The organism is Amycolatopsis sp. NPDC026612 (genome assembly GCF_040638285.1).
In the GTDB taxonomy this organism is placed as follows: Bacteria; Actinomycetota; Actinomycetes; order Mycobacteriales; family Pseudonocardiaceae; genus Amycolatopsis.
In genome coordinates this window covers 1-14,878 of the sequence record NZ_JBEZYB010000021.1, presented here as the reverse complement: position 1 = coordinate 14,878, position 14,878 = coordinate 1, and the positions used below count along the sequence as shown (strand labels likewise).

17 protein-coding genes are annotated in these 14,878 nt (G+C 70.0%); 6 read left to right on the top strand and 11 right to left on the bottom strand.

Annotation, left to right across the window (positions count from 1 at the left end):
* Positions 1 to 70 precede the first annotated feature (70 nt).
* Positions 71 to 496: a MarR family transcriptional regulator gene (locus AB0F15_RS20730; protein ID WP_360272725.1), complete on the bottom strand. Its 426-nt coding sequence runs from the start codon at positions 494 to 496 to the stop codon at positions 71 to 73.
* Between the two features lie 177 nt (positions 497 to 673).
* On the opposite strand from AB0F15_RS20730, the gene AB0F15_RS20725 reads away from it, so the two are divergent.
* Positions 674 to 1,891, top strand: coding sequence for a PP2C family protein-serine/threonine phosphatase (locus AB0F15_RS20725; protein ID WP_360272438.1), 1,218 nt, complete (start codon positions 674 to 676; stop codon positions 1,889 to 1,891).
* 14 nt (positions 1,892 to 1,905) lie between these two features.
* On the opposite strand, the gene AB0F15_RS20720 is transcribed toward AB0F15_RS20725, so the two are convergent.
* Both AB0F15_RS20720 and AB0F15_RS20715 read right to left on the bottom strand, forming a co-directional pair.
* On the bottom strand, positions 1,906 to 2,184 hold the full coding sequence (locus AB0F15_RS20720) for a hypothetical protein (protein WP_360272435.1): 279 nt from the start codon (positions 2,182 to 2,184) through the stop codon (positions 1,906 to 1,908).
* 10 nt (positions 2,185 to 2,194) lie between these two features.
* Positions 2,195 to 2,632: an Hsp20/alpha crystallin family protein gene (locus tag AB0F15_RS20715; protein WP_360272432.1), complete on the bottom strand. Its 438-nt coding sequence runs from the start codon at positions 2,630 to 2,632 to the stop codon at positions 2,195 to 2,197.
* 83 nt (positions 2,633 to 2,715) lie between these two features.
* Between AB0F15_RS20715 and AB0F15_RS20710 the strand changes: the two genes are divergently transcribed.
* Entirely contained in the window at positions 2,716 to 3,558 is an 843-nt protein-coding gene (locus tag AB0F15_RS20710; RefSeq protein WP_360272429.1) for an SDR family oxidoreductase, read from the top strand.
* Positions 3,559 to 3,609: 51 nt separating this feature from the next.
* Here AB0F15_RS20710 and AB0F15_RS20705 read toward each other — a convergent pair whose 3' ends face one another.
* From AB0F15_RS20705 to ctaD, 3 genes are read right to left on the bottom strand one after another with little or no spacing between them, the layout of a single operon-like run.
* Positions 3,610 to 3,849 (bottom strand): hypothetical protein, encoded by a 240-nt coding sequence (locus AB0F15_RS20705; protein ID WP_360272426.1) that lies wholly within the window; start codon positions 3,847 to 3,849, stop codon positions 3,610 to 3,612.
* Positions 3,837 to 4,118, bottom strand: a complete 282-nt coding sequence (locus AB0F15_RS20700; RefSeq protein ID WP_360272423.1) for a hypothetical protein — start codon at positions 4,116 to 4,118, stop codon at positions 3,837 to 3,839. The genes AB0F15_RS20705 and AB0F15_RS20700 overlap by 13 nt, the downstream gene beginning before the upstream one ends.
* The gene (gene ctaD, locus AB0F15_RS20695; RefSeq protein WP_360272420.1) at positions 4,096 to 5,868 is read right to left on the bottom strand and encodes a cytochrome c oxidase subunit I; all 1,773 of its coding nucleotides are present in this window, start codon (positions 5,866 to 5,868) and stop codon (positions 4,096 to 4,098) included. The genes AB0F15_RS20700 and ctaD overlap by 23 nt, the downstream gene beginning before the upstream one ends.
* Before the next feature lie 380 nt (positions 5,869 to 6,248).
* On the opposite strand from ctaD, the gene AB0F15_RS20690 reads away from it, so the two are divergent.
* A complete protein-coding gene (locus tag AB0F15_RS20690) occupies positions 6,249 to 6,725 on the top strand; it encodes a DUF4383 domain-containing protein (RefSeq protein ID WP_360272417.1) in 477 nt (158 codons plus the stop codon).
* A gap of 74 nt (positions 6,726 to 6,799) precedes the next feature.
* On the opposite strand, the gene AB0F15_RS20685 is transcribed toward AB0F15_RS20690, so the two are convergent.
* The 3 genes from AB0F15_RS20685 to AB0F15_RS20675 form a co-directional block, all read right to left on the bottom strand.
* Entirely contained in the window at positions 6,800 to 7,240 is a 441-nt protein-coding gene (locus tag AB0F15_RS20685; protein WP_360272414.1) for an SRPBCC family protein, read from the bottom strand.
* Positions 7,241 to 7,314: 74 nt separating this feature from the next.
* A complete protein-coding gene (glgX, locus tag AB0F15_RS20680; protein WP_360272411.1) occupies positions 7,315 to 9,498 on the bottom strand; it encodes a glycogen debranching protein GlgX in 2,184 nt (727 codons plus the stop codon).
* Between the two features lie 138 nt (positions 9,499 to 9,636).
* The gene (locus AB0F15_RS20675) at positions 9,637 to 10,503 is read right to left on the bottom strand and encodes a manganese catalase family protein (RefSeq protein ID WP_360272408.1); all 867 of its coding nucleotides are present in this window, start codon (positions 10,501 to 10,503) and stop codon (positions 9,637 to 9,639) included.
* A 195-nt stretch (positions 10,504 to 10,698) separates the two neighbouring features.
* Between AB0F15_RS20675 and AB0F15_RS20670 the strand changes: the two genes are divergently transcribed.
* Positions 10,699 to 10,920 (top strand): hypothetical protein, encoded by a 222-nt coding sequence (locus AB0F15_RS20670; RefSeq protein WP_360272405.1) that lies wholly within the window; start codon positions 10,699 to 10,701, stop codon positions 10,918 to 10,920.
* A gap of 45 nt (positions 10,921 to 10,965) precedes the next feature.
* On the opposite strand, the gene AB0F15_RS20665 is transcribed toward AB0F15_RS20670, so the two are convergent.
* Entirely contained in the window at positions 10,966 to 11,817 is an 852-nt protein-coding gene (locus AB0F15_RS20665) for an SDR family oxidoreductase (protein ID WP_360272402.1), read from the bottom strand.
* 143 nt (positions 11,818 to 11,960) lie between these two features.
* On the opposite strand from AB0F15_RS20665, the gene AB0F15_RS20660 reads away from it, so the two are divergent.
* Positions 11,961 to 12,353 (top strand): helix-turn-helix domain-containing protein, encoded by a 393-nt coding sequence (locus AB0F15_RS20660; protein WP_360272723.1) that lies wholly within the window; start codon positions 11,961 to 11,963, stop codon positions 12,351 to 12,353.
* Positions 12,354 to 12,366: 13 nt separating this feature from the next.
* Here the strand turns inward: AB0F15_RS20660 and AB0F15_RS20655 are convergent, their stop codons facing one another.
* Positions 12,367 to 12,969, bottom strand: coding sequence for a hypothetical protein (locus AB0F15_RS20655; protein WP_360272399.1), 603 nt, complete (start codon positions 12,967 to 12,969; stop codon positions 12,367 to 12,369).
* A 255-nt stretch (positions 12,970 to 13,224) separates the two neighbouring features.
* Between AB0F15_RS20655 and AB0F15_RS20650 the strand changes: the two genes are divergently transcribed.
* A complete protein-coding gene (locus AB0F15_RS20650; protein ID WP_360272396.1) occupies positions 13,225 to 14,781 on the top strand; it encodes an alpha-L-arabinofuranosidase B in 1,557 nt (518 codons plus the stop codon).
* Positions 14,782 to 14,878: the final 97 nt, after the last annotated feature.

Sequence of the window (14,878 nt, the reverse complement as noted above, 5' to 3'; positions counted from 1 at the left end):
TCCTCCTCCGGTGGTCGGGGCGCGCTCTGCTGTACGCCTACCTAAGTATTGCCATATAACAACAGTTGTGTCAGCGATGCAAATCGGGGGTTTTCCCGCTCGCCTCCGCCAGCGCCCGGTATTCCGCCAGTCCGGCGGCCAGCGCGGTCCGGCCCGCCGGCGTCATCTTCGCCAGCAACGCCTCGACGTGGTCCCGGCGCCGCGCCCGCAGGTCCTGCAGGTACGCGCGGCCGCGGTCGGACAGCCGCAGCGTCAGTTCCCGCCTGCTGCGCGCGCTGGGCAGGCGTTCGAGGAAGCCGACCGCCTCCAGCCGGTCGCAGAGCCTGCTCACCAGCGGCGGCGTCGAGCCCAGCTGCTCGGCGAGTTCCCGCAGGTTGACCCCGTCGTGGCGATCCAGGGCGACGACCGCGCGCAGCTGCGAAACCGACAGCGGACGCGCCGACACCTCCCGCTCGCGCTCGACCACCGACTCGAAGAGCCGGGCCAGGTCCGACACGGCAGCCGTCCCGTCCGGGGCGGCGTGCTCGCGGGATCGATCCACGGCGTCCACTGTGGCATCCCTATGCTGAACCGGCAGCACGGCCCGCGCGGATCGCCGTGGACCGGCCCGCCGGAACGGCGCAGACTCGACGGACCGGCGCCGGCGCGCGCACCCCTGAGCAGGAGGCAGGCGTTGGACAGATCCCTGGCGGTGGAGCGTCTCCTCCGTGACGTACCGCCGCACGACCTGCCCGGCGCGTTGCGCTCGGGACTGGCCGAGCACTTCGGCGCCGAGGCGGTCGAGCTGCTGATGGCCGACTACGCCCTGACCGAGCTGTGCCAGGTGAGTGAAGTGCCCTACACGGCGGAGCCGGTTCCCGTCGACGGCACGACCCCAGGTGCGGCGTTCCTGGCCCAGGCGGCCACGTTCGCCCGCGACGGCGACCGCGTCACCGGCTACCTGCCGGTCAGCGTCCGCGGCGACCGGATCGGCGTCCTCGCCGTCACCCTGCCCCACGATCCCGAACCGCCGGTGTGGGCCGAGCTCGAGCGGTTCGCCGAAGTGGTGGCCCACGAGCTGTTCGTCGCCGACCGGGACACCGACCTCTACATCCAGGCCCGGCGTTCCTCGCGGCTCACGCTGGCCGCGGAGATGCAGTGGCAGCTGCTGCCCGGGCGCGCCTGCACCCGCGCCGAATTCGCGCTCGGCGGTCAGCTCGAGCCCGCCTACGCCATCTACGGCGACTGCTTCGACTGGTCGGCGTCTGCCCGGAAGCTCGCCGTCACGCTGATCAACGGCATGGGAGAGGGCAGCGAAGCGGCCCTGCTGACCAATCTGGCGATCAACGCGCTGCGCAACGCCCGGCGCGCCGGGATCCCGCTCGACGCGCAGGCCGAACTCGCCGACCAAGCCGTCTACGCGCATTACCGCGGCGCCGAGCACGTGGCCGCGCTGCTGCTGGAGTTCGACCTCCGCACCGGCGCGGTGGCCGTGGTCGACGCCGGCTCGCCCCGGCTCTGGCGGCTGCGGGACGGGAAGGCCGAGCGGATCCACTTCGACGAACAGCTCCCGCTCGGCACGTTCGACGCCACGATCTACGCGCTCGAAGGCTTCCAGGCGGCCGACGGCGACCGGTTCGTCTTCGTCAGCGACGGCGTCTACAACGCGCTCGGCCCGCACGGCGAGCTCTACGGTGACCGCGAACTCGCCGAGGTGGTGATCGCGACCGCCGGCCTGCCGGCCGCGCACGTCCCCGGCGCGATGCTGCGGGAGCTCTCCACCCGCCGCCACGGCAGCCAGGCCGAGGACGACGCGATGGTCGTGTGCCTGGACTGGTTCGGCTCGATCCCGCTGTCCGGCACCGGGCACGGACCGTCGGTGACGGTCCGCCGCACCGATGCGCCGCACTGAGCTTTCGCGCGGGGTCAGGCGGCCGCTGCGGGTTGCCGCTCGCGCGGGGCTGCGCGACCTGCGTTGACGACGGCGGCGAGCACCTCGTCCGCGTCGAGGGCCGGGTCCCACAGCGCGCAGCCGACGACGTGGGCGAGCCTGCGCCGCCGGTGCTGCGCGGTGTCGGTGAGCGCGACGTCGGTCGGGCGGCCGTTCTTGACCGCGTGCACCGCCCGGGTCACGAGGACCGCCTCTTGCCGGGTGGCGGCCGCGGCGAAGATCTTCTCCGCCGCGCCACGGACCTGGTCGTTCATCGTTCGCCCGTCAGGCCTGGATCTCCTTCCGGTCGGACTGGGCGCCGCTGATCTCGATGCGCCGCGGCTTGGCCTTCTCGGCGACCGGGATGCGCAGCGTCAGCACGCCGGACTCGTAGTCGGCGGCGATGTGGTCGGTGTCGAGGCTTTCGCCGAGGAAGAGCTGGCGCGAAAAGACGCCGAGCGGCCGTTCGGAGACCTGCATCTCCACGTCGTTGCCGCCGGGGAGCGGGCGGCGCTCGGCCTTGACGGTCAGCACGTTGCGCTCGATGTCGAGCTCGATGGCGTCCGGGGCGACGCCGGGCAGGTCGAAGCAGACCACGAACTCGTCGCCGGCGCGGTAGGCGTCCATCGGCATCGCGGCCGGCTTCGACCAGGTTCCGGCGGTACCGAGGACCTGCTGGGTGAGGCGGTCCAGTTCACGGAACGGGTCGGTGCGCATCAACATGTCATCCAGATGATGACAAGTGTGAATCGCCCTGCGCCGGGAACCCGGAACGGGAGATCCAACCCCGTATCCGAGGAGCCACCGTGTCCGAGCAGCCCGCCCAGCAGCAGACCCCACCCGGGACGACCGCCGCGATGACGCCCCGGCCCGACCACGGCGAGCACACCTACCGCGGCTCCGGGAAGCTGACCGGCAAGGCCGCGCTCATCACCGGTGCGGACAGCGGGATCGGCCGCGCGGTGGCGATCGCGTACGCGCGGGAAGGCGCCGACGTGCTGATCTCCTACCTGGACGAGCACGAGGACGCGGAAGAGACCCGGCGCTGGGTGGAGGAAGCCGGGCGCAAGGCCGTCGTCGTGCCCGGCGACGTCGCCGACCCGGCGCACTGCCGGGCCCTCGTCGCCCGCGCGGTCGAAGAATTCGGCCGGATCGACGTCCTGGTGAACAACGCCGCCTTCCAGATGAGCCACGAAACGCTCGAGGAGATCCCGGACGAGGAGTGGGACCGCACCCTCGCCATCAACCTGAGCGCGTTCTTCCACCTCGCCAAGGCGGCGGTGCCGCACATGAAGCCGGGGGCGTCGATCATCGGGAGCTCGTCGGTGAACTCCGACAACCCGACCCCGCAGTTGCTGCCCTACGACGTGACGAAGGCGGGCATCGCCAACATGACCGCCGCGCTGGCGCAGCTGCTGGGCCCGAAGGGCATCCGGGCCAACAGCGTCGCGCCCGGCCCCATCTGGACGCCGCTGATCCCGGCCACCATGCCGGAGGAGCAGGTGAAGTCCTTCGGTGAGCAGGTGCCGCTGGGCCGCGCCGGCCAGCCCGCCGAGCTGGCGCCGGTGTACGTGCTGCTGGCCTCCGACGACGGCAGTTACGTGTCCGGGGCCCGCGTCGCGGTGACGGGTGGGGCGCCGATCCTCTGAGCTGCACAAGGAAGCCGCCGGAACCCCTCGGTTCCGGCGGCTTTCCGGCGCTCAGCCGCCGCGCTGGACCATCGCCGTGGTGAGCGTCGCGGCGACGAGCTCCAGATCCCGGTCCGCGGCCGCGTCCCCCAGTCGTTCCCGCAGGTCGCCGCGGGTGATCACCTCGCTCGCGCCCGCGGTCCGCCGGTCGGACGGCTCGACCCGCAGCCGGCCTCCGGTCAGGACCAGTACCGGGTCCGGCAGGTCCGACCCGAGCAGCCCGCGCAGGTCGTCGACGGTCACCTGGGACATGCGTTTCCTCCTCGTCGGATGGGCCGGCTGCTCCGCTCGAAGTGCAGGCAGACGGCGAGGTTGGCCGCGACGCACCCGGCGAACAACCACGGCAGCGCCACGAAGATCCCGGCGGCCAGCAGCACGAGCGTGGCGGCGTCCAGGCCGAGGCACAGCGCCGGCCGCGCCCAGGCGCCGCCCGCCCGCAGTCCTCGCTCGATCCCGCGCAGCCGCCGCCGTTCCCACGTCCGCAGCGGCGGGCCGGGGTCAGCGGCCGCGGGGGTCGTCACTTTCGCCCTGTTCGTCGGGCTGGATGGTGGCGGCCGCCACTTCGGCCGGACTCGCGGCGCCGTCGGGGTGCCCGCGGGTCACGTGGCCTTCGGCGCGCATCCGCTCGACCATGTGCGGGTAGTGCAGCTCGAACGCGGGGCGTTCGGAGCGGATGCGGGGCAGCTCGAGGAAGTTGTGCCGGGGTGGCGGGCTGGTGGTGGCCCACTCGAGCGAATTGCCGTACCCCCACGGGTCGTCGACGTCGATGGGCTCCCCGTAGCGGTAGCTCTTGAAGACGTTCCAGATGAACGGCAGCACCGACAGGCCCAGGATGAAGGCGCCGATCGTGGAAACCGTGTGCATCCAGGTGAAGTTGTCGCTGGACAGGTAGTCGGCGTAGCGGCGCGGCATGCCCGCGTCGCCGAGCCAGTGCTGGATGAGGAACGTCGTGTGGAAGCCGATGAACGTCGTCCAGAAGTGCCACTTCGCCAGTCCTTCGTCGAGCATCCGGCCGGTGATCTTGGGGAACCAGAAGTAGATGCCGGCGAAGGTGGCGAAGACGATGGTGCCGAAGAGCACGTAGTGGAAGTGCGCGACGACGAAGTAGGTGTCGTGGACGTGGAAGTCCAGCGGCGGGGACGCGAGGATGACCCCGGTCAGGCCGCCGAGCAGGAAGGTCACCATGAAGCCGATCGACCACAGCATCGGCGACTCGAACGTGATCGACCCCTTCCACATCGTGCCGATCCAGTTGAAGAACTTGATCCCGGTCGGTACCGCGATGAGGAACGTCGTGATCGAAAAGAAGGGCAGGAGGACGGCACCGGTGGCGAACATGTGGTGCGCCCACACCACTGCCGACAGCCCGGTGATCCCGATCGTCGCGAACACCATCAGCTTGTAGCCGAACAGGGGCTTCCGGCTGAACACCGGGATGATCTCGGTGACGATCCCGAAGTAGGGCAACGCCACCACGTACACCTCGGGATGGCCGAAGAACCAGAACAGGTGCTGCCACAGGATCGCGCCGCCGTTCTCCGGGTCGAACACGTGCGCGCCGAGGTGCCGGTCGGCCAGCAGCCCGAACAGCGCCGCGGTGAGGATCGGGAACGCGAGCAGGATCAGGATCGAGGTGAACAGGATGTTCCAGGTGAAGATCGGCATGCGCCACATGAGCATTCCGGGACAGCGCAGGCACACGACGGTCGTGATCATGTTGACCGCGCCGAGGATCGTGCCGAGACCGGTGACGATCAGCCCCGCGATCCACAGGTCCCCGCCGACGCCGGGACTGTGGATGGCGTTGGACAGCGGCGTGTACGCGGTCCAGCCGAAGTCGGGCGGGCCGCCGGGCGTGGCGTAGGCGGACAGGACGACCGTGCCGCCGAACAGGTACAGCCAGTAGGAGAACGCGTTGAGCCGGGGGAACGCCACGTCCGGCGAGCCGATCTGCAGCGGCAGGACGAAGTTGGCGAACCCGAACAGGTTCGGCGTGGCGTAGAGCAGCAGCATGATCGTGCCGTGCATGGTGAAGAGCTGGTTGTACTGCTCCGGCGACAGGAACTGCAGGCCGGGCCGGGCCAGCTCGCCCCGCATCAGCAACGCGGTCAGGCCGCCGATCAGGAAGAACCCGAACGACGTCGTCAGGTACAGCACCCCGATCGTCTTGTGGTCCGTGGTGCGGATGGTCTTCAGGATCGTCGCGCCGCGCTGCCCCCGCCACACCGGCCGGTGGGGGATCGGAGCCGGGCGTGCCACCGTGTCGGTCATCGGACTCCCACTGGGCTGCGAGGATGGTTGTCCCACGCGCGTACCCCGGCCGGAGGCGGATACACACGCGGGACGCGCCTATTTGCGGGATCAGCCGGCCGGGTGCAGGACGGCGCACAGGCACTCGTCCTTCTTGTTTGTCGACGACATCCGCGAAGACACCGCGACGCCGGCCACGGCGAGTGCTCCGATCGGCCATTTCCTGCCGGGTCCTCGACAGCCTGACACGGCGCTTGGGTGTCCGTGAAGCGCAACTGCAACGTCAGTGAGACCCGGACCGGCGCTTGGCGGCGGTCCGGCTGGGTATGCCGTCCGGCGTAGCGCCGTCCACCGGCCGGACCACGGTCCGGGCGCGGCGCGGACCGCCGAAAGGAACCGCCATGTCCACCGCCACCCATCCCCGCACCAGAACGCCCGTGCAGGTCGCCGCCGCGGTTGTCGCGGTCGTCTTCCTGCTGGTCGGCGTGCTCGGCTTCATCCCGGGCGTCACCACCCACTACGACCAGCTGAGCTTCGCCGGCCACGACTCGATGGCCATGCTGCTGGGCCTGTTCATGGTCTCGGTGCTGCACAACATCGTCCACCTGCTGTTCGGGATCGCCGGGCTCGCCTCGGCCCGCACCCCGCGCGCCGCCCGGCTGTTCCTCGTCGGCGGGGGTGCCGTCTACCTGGTGCTCTGGCTGTACGGCCTGCTCATCGACCGCGGCAGTGACGCGAACTTCGTGCCCGTCAACAACGCCGACAACTGGCTGCACCTCGTCCTGGGCGTCGGCATGATCGCCCTCGGCCTGCTGACCGCCCGGGCCGGGCGCACCGGCCCGGGGCCGCACGCCGCCCGGGGTCCCGGCCTCGGCTGACCACCCACGCACCGCGCGTGGTCACCAAGGGGACGTCGGCGGCTGCTCGTCATGGCCCGCCGACGTCCCGCGTGTCACCGGGTTTCGATGATCCGCTTGAACTCGGTGCAGGCGCGCTCGACCTTGCGCTGCGGGTTCGCCAGCAGCGCCGCGACCGCTTCGCCGAGCTTCCCGCCGGGCAGCGAGTACTCGAGGCTGACTTCCAGCTCGGTGACGCCGTCGCCCTTGTCTTCGAAGCGGACGACCCCGGAGTTCGTGACGTCGGGATCGGACTCCGCCACCGTGGTCCACGCGAGCCGGTGCGGCGGGGAGTCCTCGGTGATCCGCGCTTCCCACTCGACGGTCGAACCGGCCGGGCCCGCCACCTTCCAGCGCGTCCGCGCCCCGTCGCCGGTGACCGCCTCGACCGATTCGACGTCGGAGAAGATCTCCGGGAGCCGGGTCAGCGGCCGCCACCAGTCATAGCAGGCCTGTGCCGGTGCCCGGACTTCGAGGTGGTGTGTCGCCTTGTCCATGGGTGCCTCTCGTTCACGCGGGGTAGCCGGGCCGGGTCGGCCCGCTGCGTCCCGGCTACCCCGCGTGAACGGCGTTACGCGCCCTGTTCCTTGGTGCGCAGCAACACGGTCAGGGACCGGCCGCCGACCACCAGCGTGCCCTTGCCCGGCAGCGTGCGGGGCGTCGCGAGCTGGTCGCCGGCCACGCCACCGACCAGGACGCCGCCGACGGACCGGTGGAACACCTCGCCCGTCGCGGAGTCGAGCACGATCGCCCACTCGTCGCCGTATTCCCCGTCGGGGACGGTCATGGTGATGTCGTCGTCGTGGGCGTTGAAGCAGAGCAGGAACGAGTCGTCCACCACCCGCTCGCCGCGGGCGTCGAGGTCGGGGATCGCCGTGCCGTTGAGGAAGACCATGATGCTGCGGCCGAAGCCGGCCTCCCAGTCCTGGTCGGTCATCTCGTCGCCGGCGGGGGTGAACCAGGCGATGTCGCGCAGTTCGTCGCCCCGGCGGATCGGCCGGCCGGCGAAGAACCGGCGACGGCGGAACACCGGGTGCCGGCGGCGGAGGTCGACGACGGCCGAGGTGAACTCGAACAGCTCGCGGTTGCGCTCCAGCAGCGACCAGTCCACCCAGGACAGCTCGTTGTCCTGGCAGTAGGCGTTGTTGTTGCCCTGCTGGGTGCGGCCGAGCTCGTCGCCGTGCAGGAGCATCGGCACCCCCTGCGAAAGCAGCAGCGTGGCGATCATGTTGCGGCGCTGGCGCGCCCGCAGGTCGAGGACCTTCTCGTCTTCGGTCGGGCCTTCCGCGCCGCAGTTCCACGCCCGGTTGTCGTCGGCGCCGTCACGGCCGTCCTCGCCGTTGGCCTCGTTGTGCTTTTCGTTGTAGGACACCAGGTCGTTCAGCGTGAAGCCGTCGTGCGCGGTGACGAAGTTGATCGACGCGAACGGGCGGCGGCCGTCGCTCTGGTAGAGGTCCGACGAGCCGGTGATGCGGGACGCGAACTCGCCCAGCGTCGACGGCTCGCCGCGCCAGAAGTCGCGGACGGTGTCCCGGTAGGCGCCGTTCCACTCGGTCCACAGCGGCGGGAAGTTGCCGACCTGGTAGCCGCCGGGGCCGACGTCCCACGGCTCGGCGATCAGCTTCACCTGGCTGACGATCGGGTCCTGCTGCACCAGGTCGAAGAACGTCGAGAGCCGGTCGACGTCGTAGAATTCGCGGGCGAGCGTGGCGGCGAGGTCGAACCGGAAACCGTCGACGTGCATCTCGGTGACCCAGTAGCGCAGCGAGTCCATGATCAGCTGCAGGGTGTGCGGCTGGCGCACGTTGAGCGAGTTCCCGGTGCCGGTGTAGTCCATGTAGTACTGCGGATCGTCCTCGACCAGCCGGTAGTAGGCCTGGTTGTCGATGCCGCGCATGGACAGCGTGGGGCCGAGGTGGTTGCCCTCGGCCGTGTGGTTGTAGACGACGTCGAGGATGACCTCGATGCCCGCTTCGTGCAGCGTCCGGACCATCGCCTTGAACTCGTGCACCTCGCTGCCCGGCGTCGCGGGCAGGATCGAAGCGGCGTACTCGTTGTGCGGCGCGAGGTAGGCGATGGTGTTGTAGCCCCAGTAGTTGGCGAGGCCGCGCTCGGTGAGGGCGTGGTCGTGCAGAAACTGGTGGACCGGCATCAGCTCGACGGCCGTGACGCCGAGGGTCTTGAGGTAGTCGATCATCACCGGGTGCGCCAGCCCGGAGTACGTCCCCCGCAGCTCCTCCGGGATGTCCGGGTGGAGCTTCGTCAGCCCGCGGACGTGGGCCTCGTAGATGACGCTCTCGTTGTACGGCACGTTCGGGGGCCGGTCGTTGGCCCAGTCGAAGTACGGGTTGACGACGACCGCGCGGACGGTGTGCGCCGCCGAGTCGGCGTCGTTGCGCTCCTCGGGGTGGCCGAACCGGTAGCCGAACACGGACTCGTCCCAGTCCACCCGGCCGGTGACGGCCTTGGCGTACGGGTCGAGCAGCAGCTTGGCGGGATTGCACCGCAGCCCACGGGCGGGGTCGTGGGGCCCGTGGACCCGGAAGCCGTACTCCTGGCCGGGGCCGACCCCGGTCAGGTAGCCGTGGTGGACGAAGCCGTCGACCTCCGGCAGCCGGATCCGGGTCTCGGTTCCGTCCGGGGCGAACAGGCAGAGGTCGACGTGGTCGGCGACCTCGGAGAAGAGCGCGAAATTGGTGCCGACGCCGTCGTAATCGGCCCCGAGCGGGTAGGGGGAACCGGGCCAGGGCTGCACAGGGCCTCCACAGGTGCGAGGGATGTCCTGCGGGAATACCCAGCACGGCGGGCCCGAACCGGTGACGTCGGCCTCCTCACCCGGACGCAGCACCCGGCGCGGGACCGCCGTACGCACGGTGGTCCCGCGCCGGCGGCGTCAGGTCAGCTTGTTCTTGACTTCCTTGGCCTTGCCCTTCGCGGTGCCCTTCGCGTCCTGGAGCGGCGAGTAGGTGCCGAAGAGCGCCGGGTCGGGTTTGGGTGCGGTGCCGGGGCCGCCGAGGGGTTCGGGGTCCATGAGGTATTCGATGCCGGCGTCGGTGGTCCAGCTGGTGCCTTTGGCGCCGTCGGGGCCGTCGGAGAGGTGCCAGATGGTGTGGTTGTGGGTCTGGTCTTCTTCGTCGAGCAGGGCGTCGGGGGCGATGTCGCCTTCGAGGCCGTCGGCTTTGAGTTCTTCGATGGCGGCGAGCCACTGTTTTTGGTGGACGGTGTCGCGGGCGAGGTTGAATTTGAGCATGGCTTTGACGCCGGGGTCGTCGGTCATGTTGTACAGCCGGGCGGTTTGGAGGCGGCCTTGGGCTTCGGCGGCGGCGTTGGCGCGGAAGTCGGCGAGCAGGTTGCCGGAGGCGATGATGTACCGGCCGTTCCAGGGGTAGCCGTTGCTGTCGGCGGGCAGGGCGCCGCCGCCGGCGACGATGGCTTGCTGGAGGTCCATGCCGCCGATCGTGGCGGCCATGACGGGGTCTTTGACGGCTTCGGCGGTGGCGGTGGCGGGGGCGCCTTCGAGGAGGCGGGCGACCATGGTGGCGAGCATTTCGACGTGGCCGATTTCTTCGGTGGCGGTGTCCATGATGAGGTCTTTGTACTTGCCTTCGATGCGGCAGTTCCAGCCTTGGAACAGGTATTGCATGGTCACGGTCATTTCGCCGAAGGCGCCGCCGATGAGTTCTTGGAGTTTGTGGGCGTAGACGGGGTCGGGCTTTTCGGGTTTGGCTTCGAACTGCAGCAGCTTCGTGTGACGGAACACGAGATTCCCTCCGTCGTCCGGGGTTGGCGCCGCCGGGGGCCGGCGGTCCAGAGGGCTTTCCCGGTTAGCTGAGGGTTAACCACGGCGATCTCGAACGGTCCTGCCGAGCGCTGCTTCCGGGAGGCCGAGGATCGACAACGCCACCGTCGCTGTGGTAGTTGAACGCGGAACGTTCGATGGCGAGTGGAGCGACACGTGAGCGAGCACCAGGAACGGGTACCGACCTGCCGCCGGTACCAGTGCGACGAGCCGGCCCTCTGGCGGAGGATGTGCGCGGCTCACTGGGCTCGCTGGCAGAACGGGACCGACCCGCTCGACCAGCCGGGCGACGACGGCGCGTCCCCGGGACCCCGGGTGTGGCAGCCGCCGTTGCGGGAGAACAGCGTTTCGCAGCGTCACCCCGGCCGGCCCGGGTGACGCCGGTGGGGAGTCCCGCCCGGGGACTCCCCACCGTGACCGGGTTCAGCGGGCGATCTCGGCCACGGTGACGCCGATCGGTGTGGCCGGGCGGCCGATGAGGGTGCGCAGGTCGTCCGTGGTCTCGGCGAGCAAGCCGTCCTTGATGTTGGCGTCCAGGGCAACCAGGAAGCCGGCGACCGGCTCCGGCAGGCCCGCCTGGGCGAGCACCTTGGCGTGCTCGACGGCCGGGAGGTCGACGTAGCCGATCTCGCGGCCGGTGGCCTGGCCGATCTCGGCGGCGAGCTCCGCGTTCGACCAGGCGACGTCCCCGGCGAGCTCGTAGATCTTGCCTTCGTGGCCGGTACCGGTCAGCACGGCGACCGCGGCCGCGGCGTAGTCCGCGCGGGTGGCGCTGGCGACCCGGCCTTCGCCGGCGCTGCCGGCGAAGCTGCCGGTCTCGACGGCCTGCTTGATCGTGTCGGCGTAGTTCTCGTGGTACCAGTTGTTGCGGAGAATGGTGGCGATCAGGCCGGAGGCCTGGATCAGGTCCTCCGTCGCCTTGTGCTCCGGGGCCAGCACGAGCGCCGACGTCGTCGCCTGCGGCGCGCTCGTGTAGACGAGGTGCCGGACACCGGCCTGCTTCGCCGCTTCGATGACCGCCTGGTGCTGCGCGACGCGCTGGCCGACCTCGCTGCTGGAGACCAGCAGCACCTTGTCGGCGTCCTTGAACGCGGTGACCAGGCTTTCGGGCTCGGTGTAGTCCGCGTGCCGGACGTCGACGCCGCGTTCGGCCAGGTCGGCAGCCTTCTCCGGGGTGCGGACCGCGGCGACGACCTGGTCGGCGGGCAGCTTCTCGAGCAGGCCTTCGACGACGAGGCGGCCGAGGTGGCCGGTGGCGCCGGTGACGACGATCATGAGGACTCCTTGAAGTTTCAAGTACCGGTCACTTGGAGCATGTACTAACTTTTAGAAAGTACCAACTCCTTGTTAGTGCTGTCACATCCATCGTGCGAACTCTTGGGTAGTATCGAGGCGTGGACGGACGACGAGGTGACGGCGTGACCGACGCCGAGCACGAGGCGCTGATCGCCGACGTGTTCACCGTGGCGTGCGCGTCCCGCACGGTGCTGGAGCACGTCACCGGCCGGTGGGGGGTGCTGGCGCTCGTCGCGCTCGACGACGGCGTGTTCCGGTTCAACGCCCTGCGCCGCCGGGTGCAGGGGGTCAGCGAGAAGATGCTCGCCCAGACGCTGCAGGCGCTCGAGCGCGACGGCTTCGTGCACCGGGAAGCGCGGCCGACGATCCCGCCGCACGTCGAGTACAGCCTCACCTCCGCCGGACGGGAAGTCGCGCAGCGGCTGCGGGGGTTGATCGAGGTCCTCGAAGCCGGCGTTCCGGCCGTGCTGGCGGCCCAGGCCCGCTACGACGAGGCCAAAACCGCGAGCGCGTAGGGGCGGGGCTCGTTCAGAGCGCCCGTTCGCCGCCGGATCCCTGAGCCGGCAACGGTTTCCGGACCGCGCGCAGCAGGAACATCCCCAGCGCGACGCCGAGCATCGTCACCACGCCCCGTGGCCAGAAGATGTGGCTGTCGAAGAAGGAAACGCTGGCGGCCAGCAGGATCACGGCACCCGGCGCGGCCCGCCACGACGCTTCCCGCGCGACCGCGGCGACGATCAGGACATTGGCGGCCAGGAAGCACAGCGCGCCGACGTGGCCGAGAGTGTCGCCGATGCCGAACACCGCTCCGGTGACCGGGGTGACGGCGTGCTGGGCGTGGACCACGGTCCCGGCCGCGATGCCGGCCACGGCGTCGAGCCCGCCGTAGAACGCCGCGAAGCCGAACGCCGCCAGCCGGCCGGGGTGGCGAAGCACCGCGGGTGCGGGGGAAAGCAGGAGCCACTGCGCCACCGCGAGCAAGGGGAACACCGGCAGCAGGACGACGTGCAGGGTGGTCCACCACGGTGCGCTGGCCGGAGCCAGTGCGAGCGGGTGTGCCACCCCGAAGCCGGCCAGCACGAGCCCGGGCACGGCGTATCCGGCGGCACGCGACCATCGTGAGTGAAGCATCGCCTGACGGTAGCGGTCATCGGGTCGTCCGGTGATTACCGAACCCTTACCGCGCGGCCCGGAGGGCAAGGGGCCCAAGGAATTCCGGCGGCGAAACTGACCGTTGCACTCCGCCGACCGGAGCGTTATGTTAGCGCTCACAATCGCTCCGCTTGTGCCGTTCCAGCGTGTCGGTGATCGAGGAGGAGGTTGGCAATGTCGCCGACCCGCGCACCTGTCGATTCGACGATTTCCGTACACCACGGGAGATCATTAATGGCACGACAGCCGAGATCCGCACGTCCACGAGCCATCGCCTCGGTCCTCGTCGCCGCCGGCGCGCTCGTCACCGGTCTGCTGACCGGTGGCGGCACAGCGCAGGCGGCAACCCAAGGGCCGTGCGACATCTACGCGGCCGGCGGCACGCCGTGCGTCGCCGCGCACAGCACCACCAGGGCCTTGTACGGCGCCTACACCGGACCGCTGTACCAAGTCCGGCGCGCGTCCGACAGCGCCACGCGCGACATCGCCCCCTTGGCCGCGGGCGGCGTGGCGAACGCCGCGACGCAGGATTCCTTCTGCGCGGGAACGACCTGCCTGATCACGGTCATCTACGACCAGTCCGGCCGGAACAACCGTCTCACGCAGGCACCGCCAGGCGGCTTCAACGGCCCGGCCGCGGGCGGGTACGACAACCTCGCCAACGCCACCGCGGCGCCGATCACCGTCGGCGGCCACAAGGCCTACGGCGTCTACGTGGCTCCCGGTACCGGCTACCGCAACAACAACACCAACGGCGTCGCCACGGGTGATCAGCCGGAGGGCATGTACGCGATCTTCGACGGTACGCACTACAACGGTGGCTGCTGCTTCGACTACGGCAACGCCGAGCGCAACAGCCGGGACAACGGCAACGGCACGATGGAGGCCATCTACTTCGGCAACATCAAGGTCTGGGGCTACGGCGCCGGCAACGGCCCGTGGATCATGGCCGACCTCGAGAACGGCCTGTTCTCCGGGGTCAACCAGCACTACAACGCCAACGACCCGAGCATCAGCCACCGCTTCCTGACCGCCATCATCAAGGGCGGCCAGAACCGGTGGGCCATCCGCGGCGGCAACGCGCAGTCCGGTGGCGTGTCGACGTTCTACGACGGCGTGCGGCCCAACGTCTCGGGCTACAACCCGATGAAGAAGGAAGGGGCCATCATCCTGGGCATCGGCGGCGACAACAGCGTCGGCGCCCGTGGCACCTTCTACGAAGGCGTGATGACATCCGGTTATCCGTCGGACGCCACCGAGAACGCCGTGCAGGCCAACATCACCGCGGCCGGCTACGCCACCGGTTCCGCGAACACCGGCTTGACGCCGGGCACGTCCGTCTCGCTGCGCGCCACCACCGCCTGCTGCACCGACCGCTACATCCACCACACCGGATCCACAGTGGACACCGCGGTCATCGGCAGTGGCAGCTCCGCCACCGAAAAGGGCAACGCGTCCTGGACCGTCCGGGCCGGGCTCGGCAGCGGTTCCTGCGTTTCGTTCGAGTCGAAGAACGTCGCCGGGCAGTACCTGCGGCACCAGAACTACAAGCTGTCCCTGCAGGCCAACGACGGGAGTGCGCTGTTCGCCCAGGACGCGACCTTCTGTCCCGAGGCCGGCCGCAACGGTCAAGGTGCGTCGCTCCGATCGCTCAACTTCTCCGACCGGTACGTCCGCCACTACGACAACCTCGTGTACATCGCCGCCAACGGCGGCTCGAACACGTTCGACAGCACCAACGCCTACAGCGATGACGTGAGCTGGCTCGTCAGCTCACCGTGGGCGTCCTGATTCCGGGATAGCGCTTTCTCGGCCGGTCGGCCGACGCGGTTCCCGTGTCGGGGGTGGATTAAGGGGGGCGGGCGGAGGGCCCGGCGTCGGTAGAGGG

Coding starts and splice junctions, on each gene's coding strand:
- AB0F15_RS20720 (WP_360272435.1), bottom strand. CDS start 2,184: ATGAACGACCAGGTCCGTGGCGCGGCGGAGAAGATCTTCGCCGCGGCC.
- AB0F15_RS20715 (WP_360272432.1), bottom strand. CDS start 2,632: ATGTTGATGCGCACCGACCCGTTCCGTGAACTGGACCGCCTCACCCAG.
- AB0F15_RS20705 (WP_360272426.1), bottom strand. CDS start 3,849: ATGTCCCAGGTGACCGTCGACGACCTGCGCGGGCTGCTCGGGTCGGAC.
- ctaD (WP_360272420.1), bottom strand. CDS start 5,868: ATGACCGACACGGTGGCACGCCCGGCTCCGATCCCCCACCGGCCGGTG.
- AB0F15_RS20690 (WP_360272417.1), top strand. CDS start 6,249: ATGTCCACCGCCACCCATCCCCGCACCAGAACGCCCGTGCAGGTCGCC.
- AB0F15_RS20685 (WP_360272414.1), bottom strand. CDS start 7,240: ATGGACAAGGCGACACACCACCTCGAAGTCCGGGCACCGGCACAGGCC.
- AB0F15_RS20665 (WP_360272402.1), bottom strand. CDS start 11,817: ATGATCGTCGTCACCGGCGCCACCGGCCACCTCGGCCGCCTCGTCGTC.
- AB0F15_RS20655 (WP_360272399.1), bottom strand. CDS start 12,969: ATGCTTCACTCACGATGGTCGCGTGCCGCCGGATACGCCGTGCCCGGG.
- AB0F15_RS20650 (WP_360272396.1), top strand. CDS start 13,225: ATGGCACGACAGCCGAGATCCGCACGTCCACGAGCCATCGCCTCGGTC.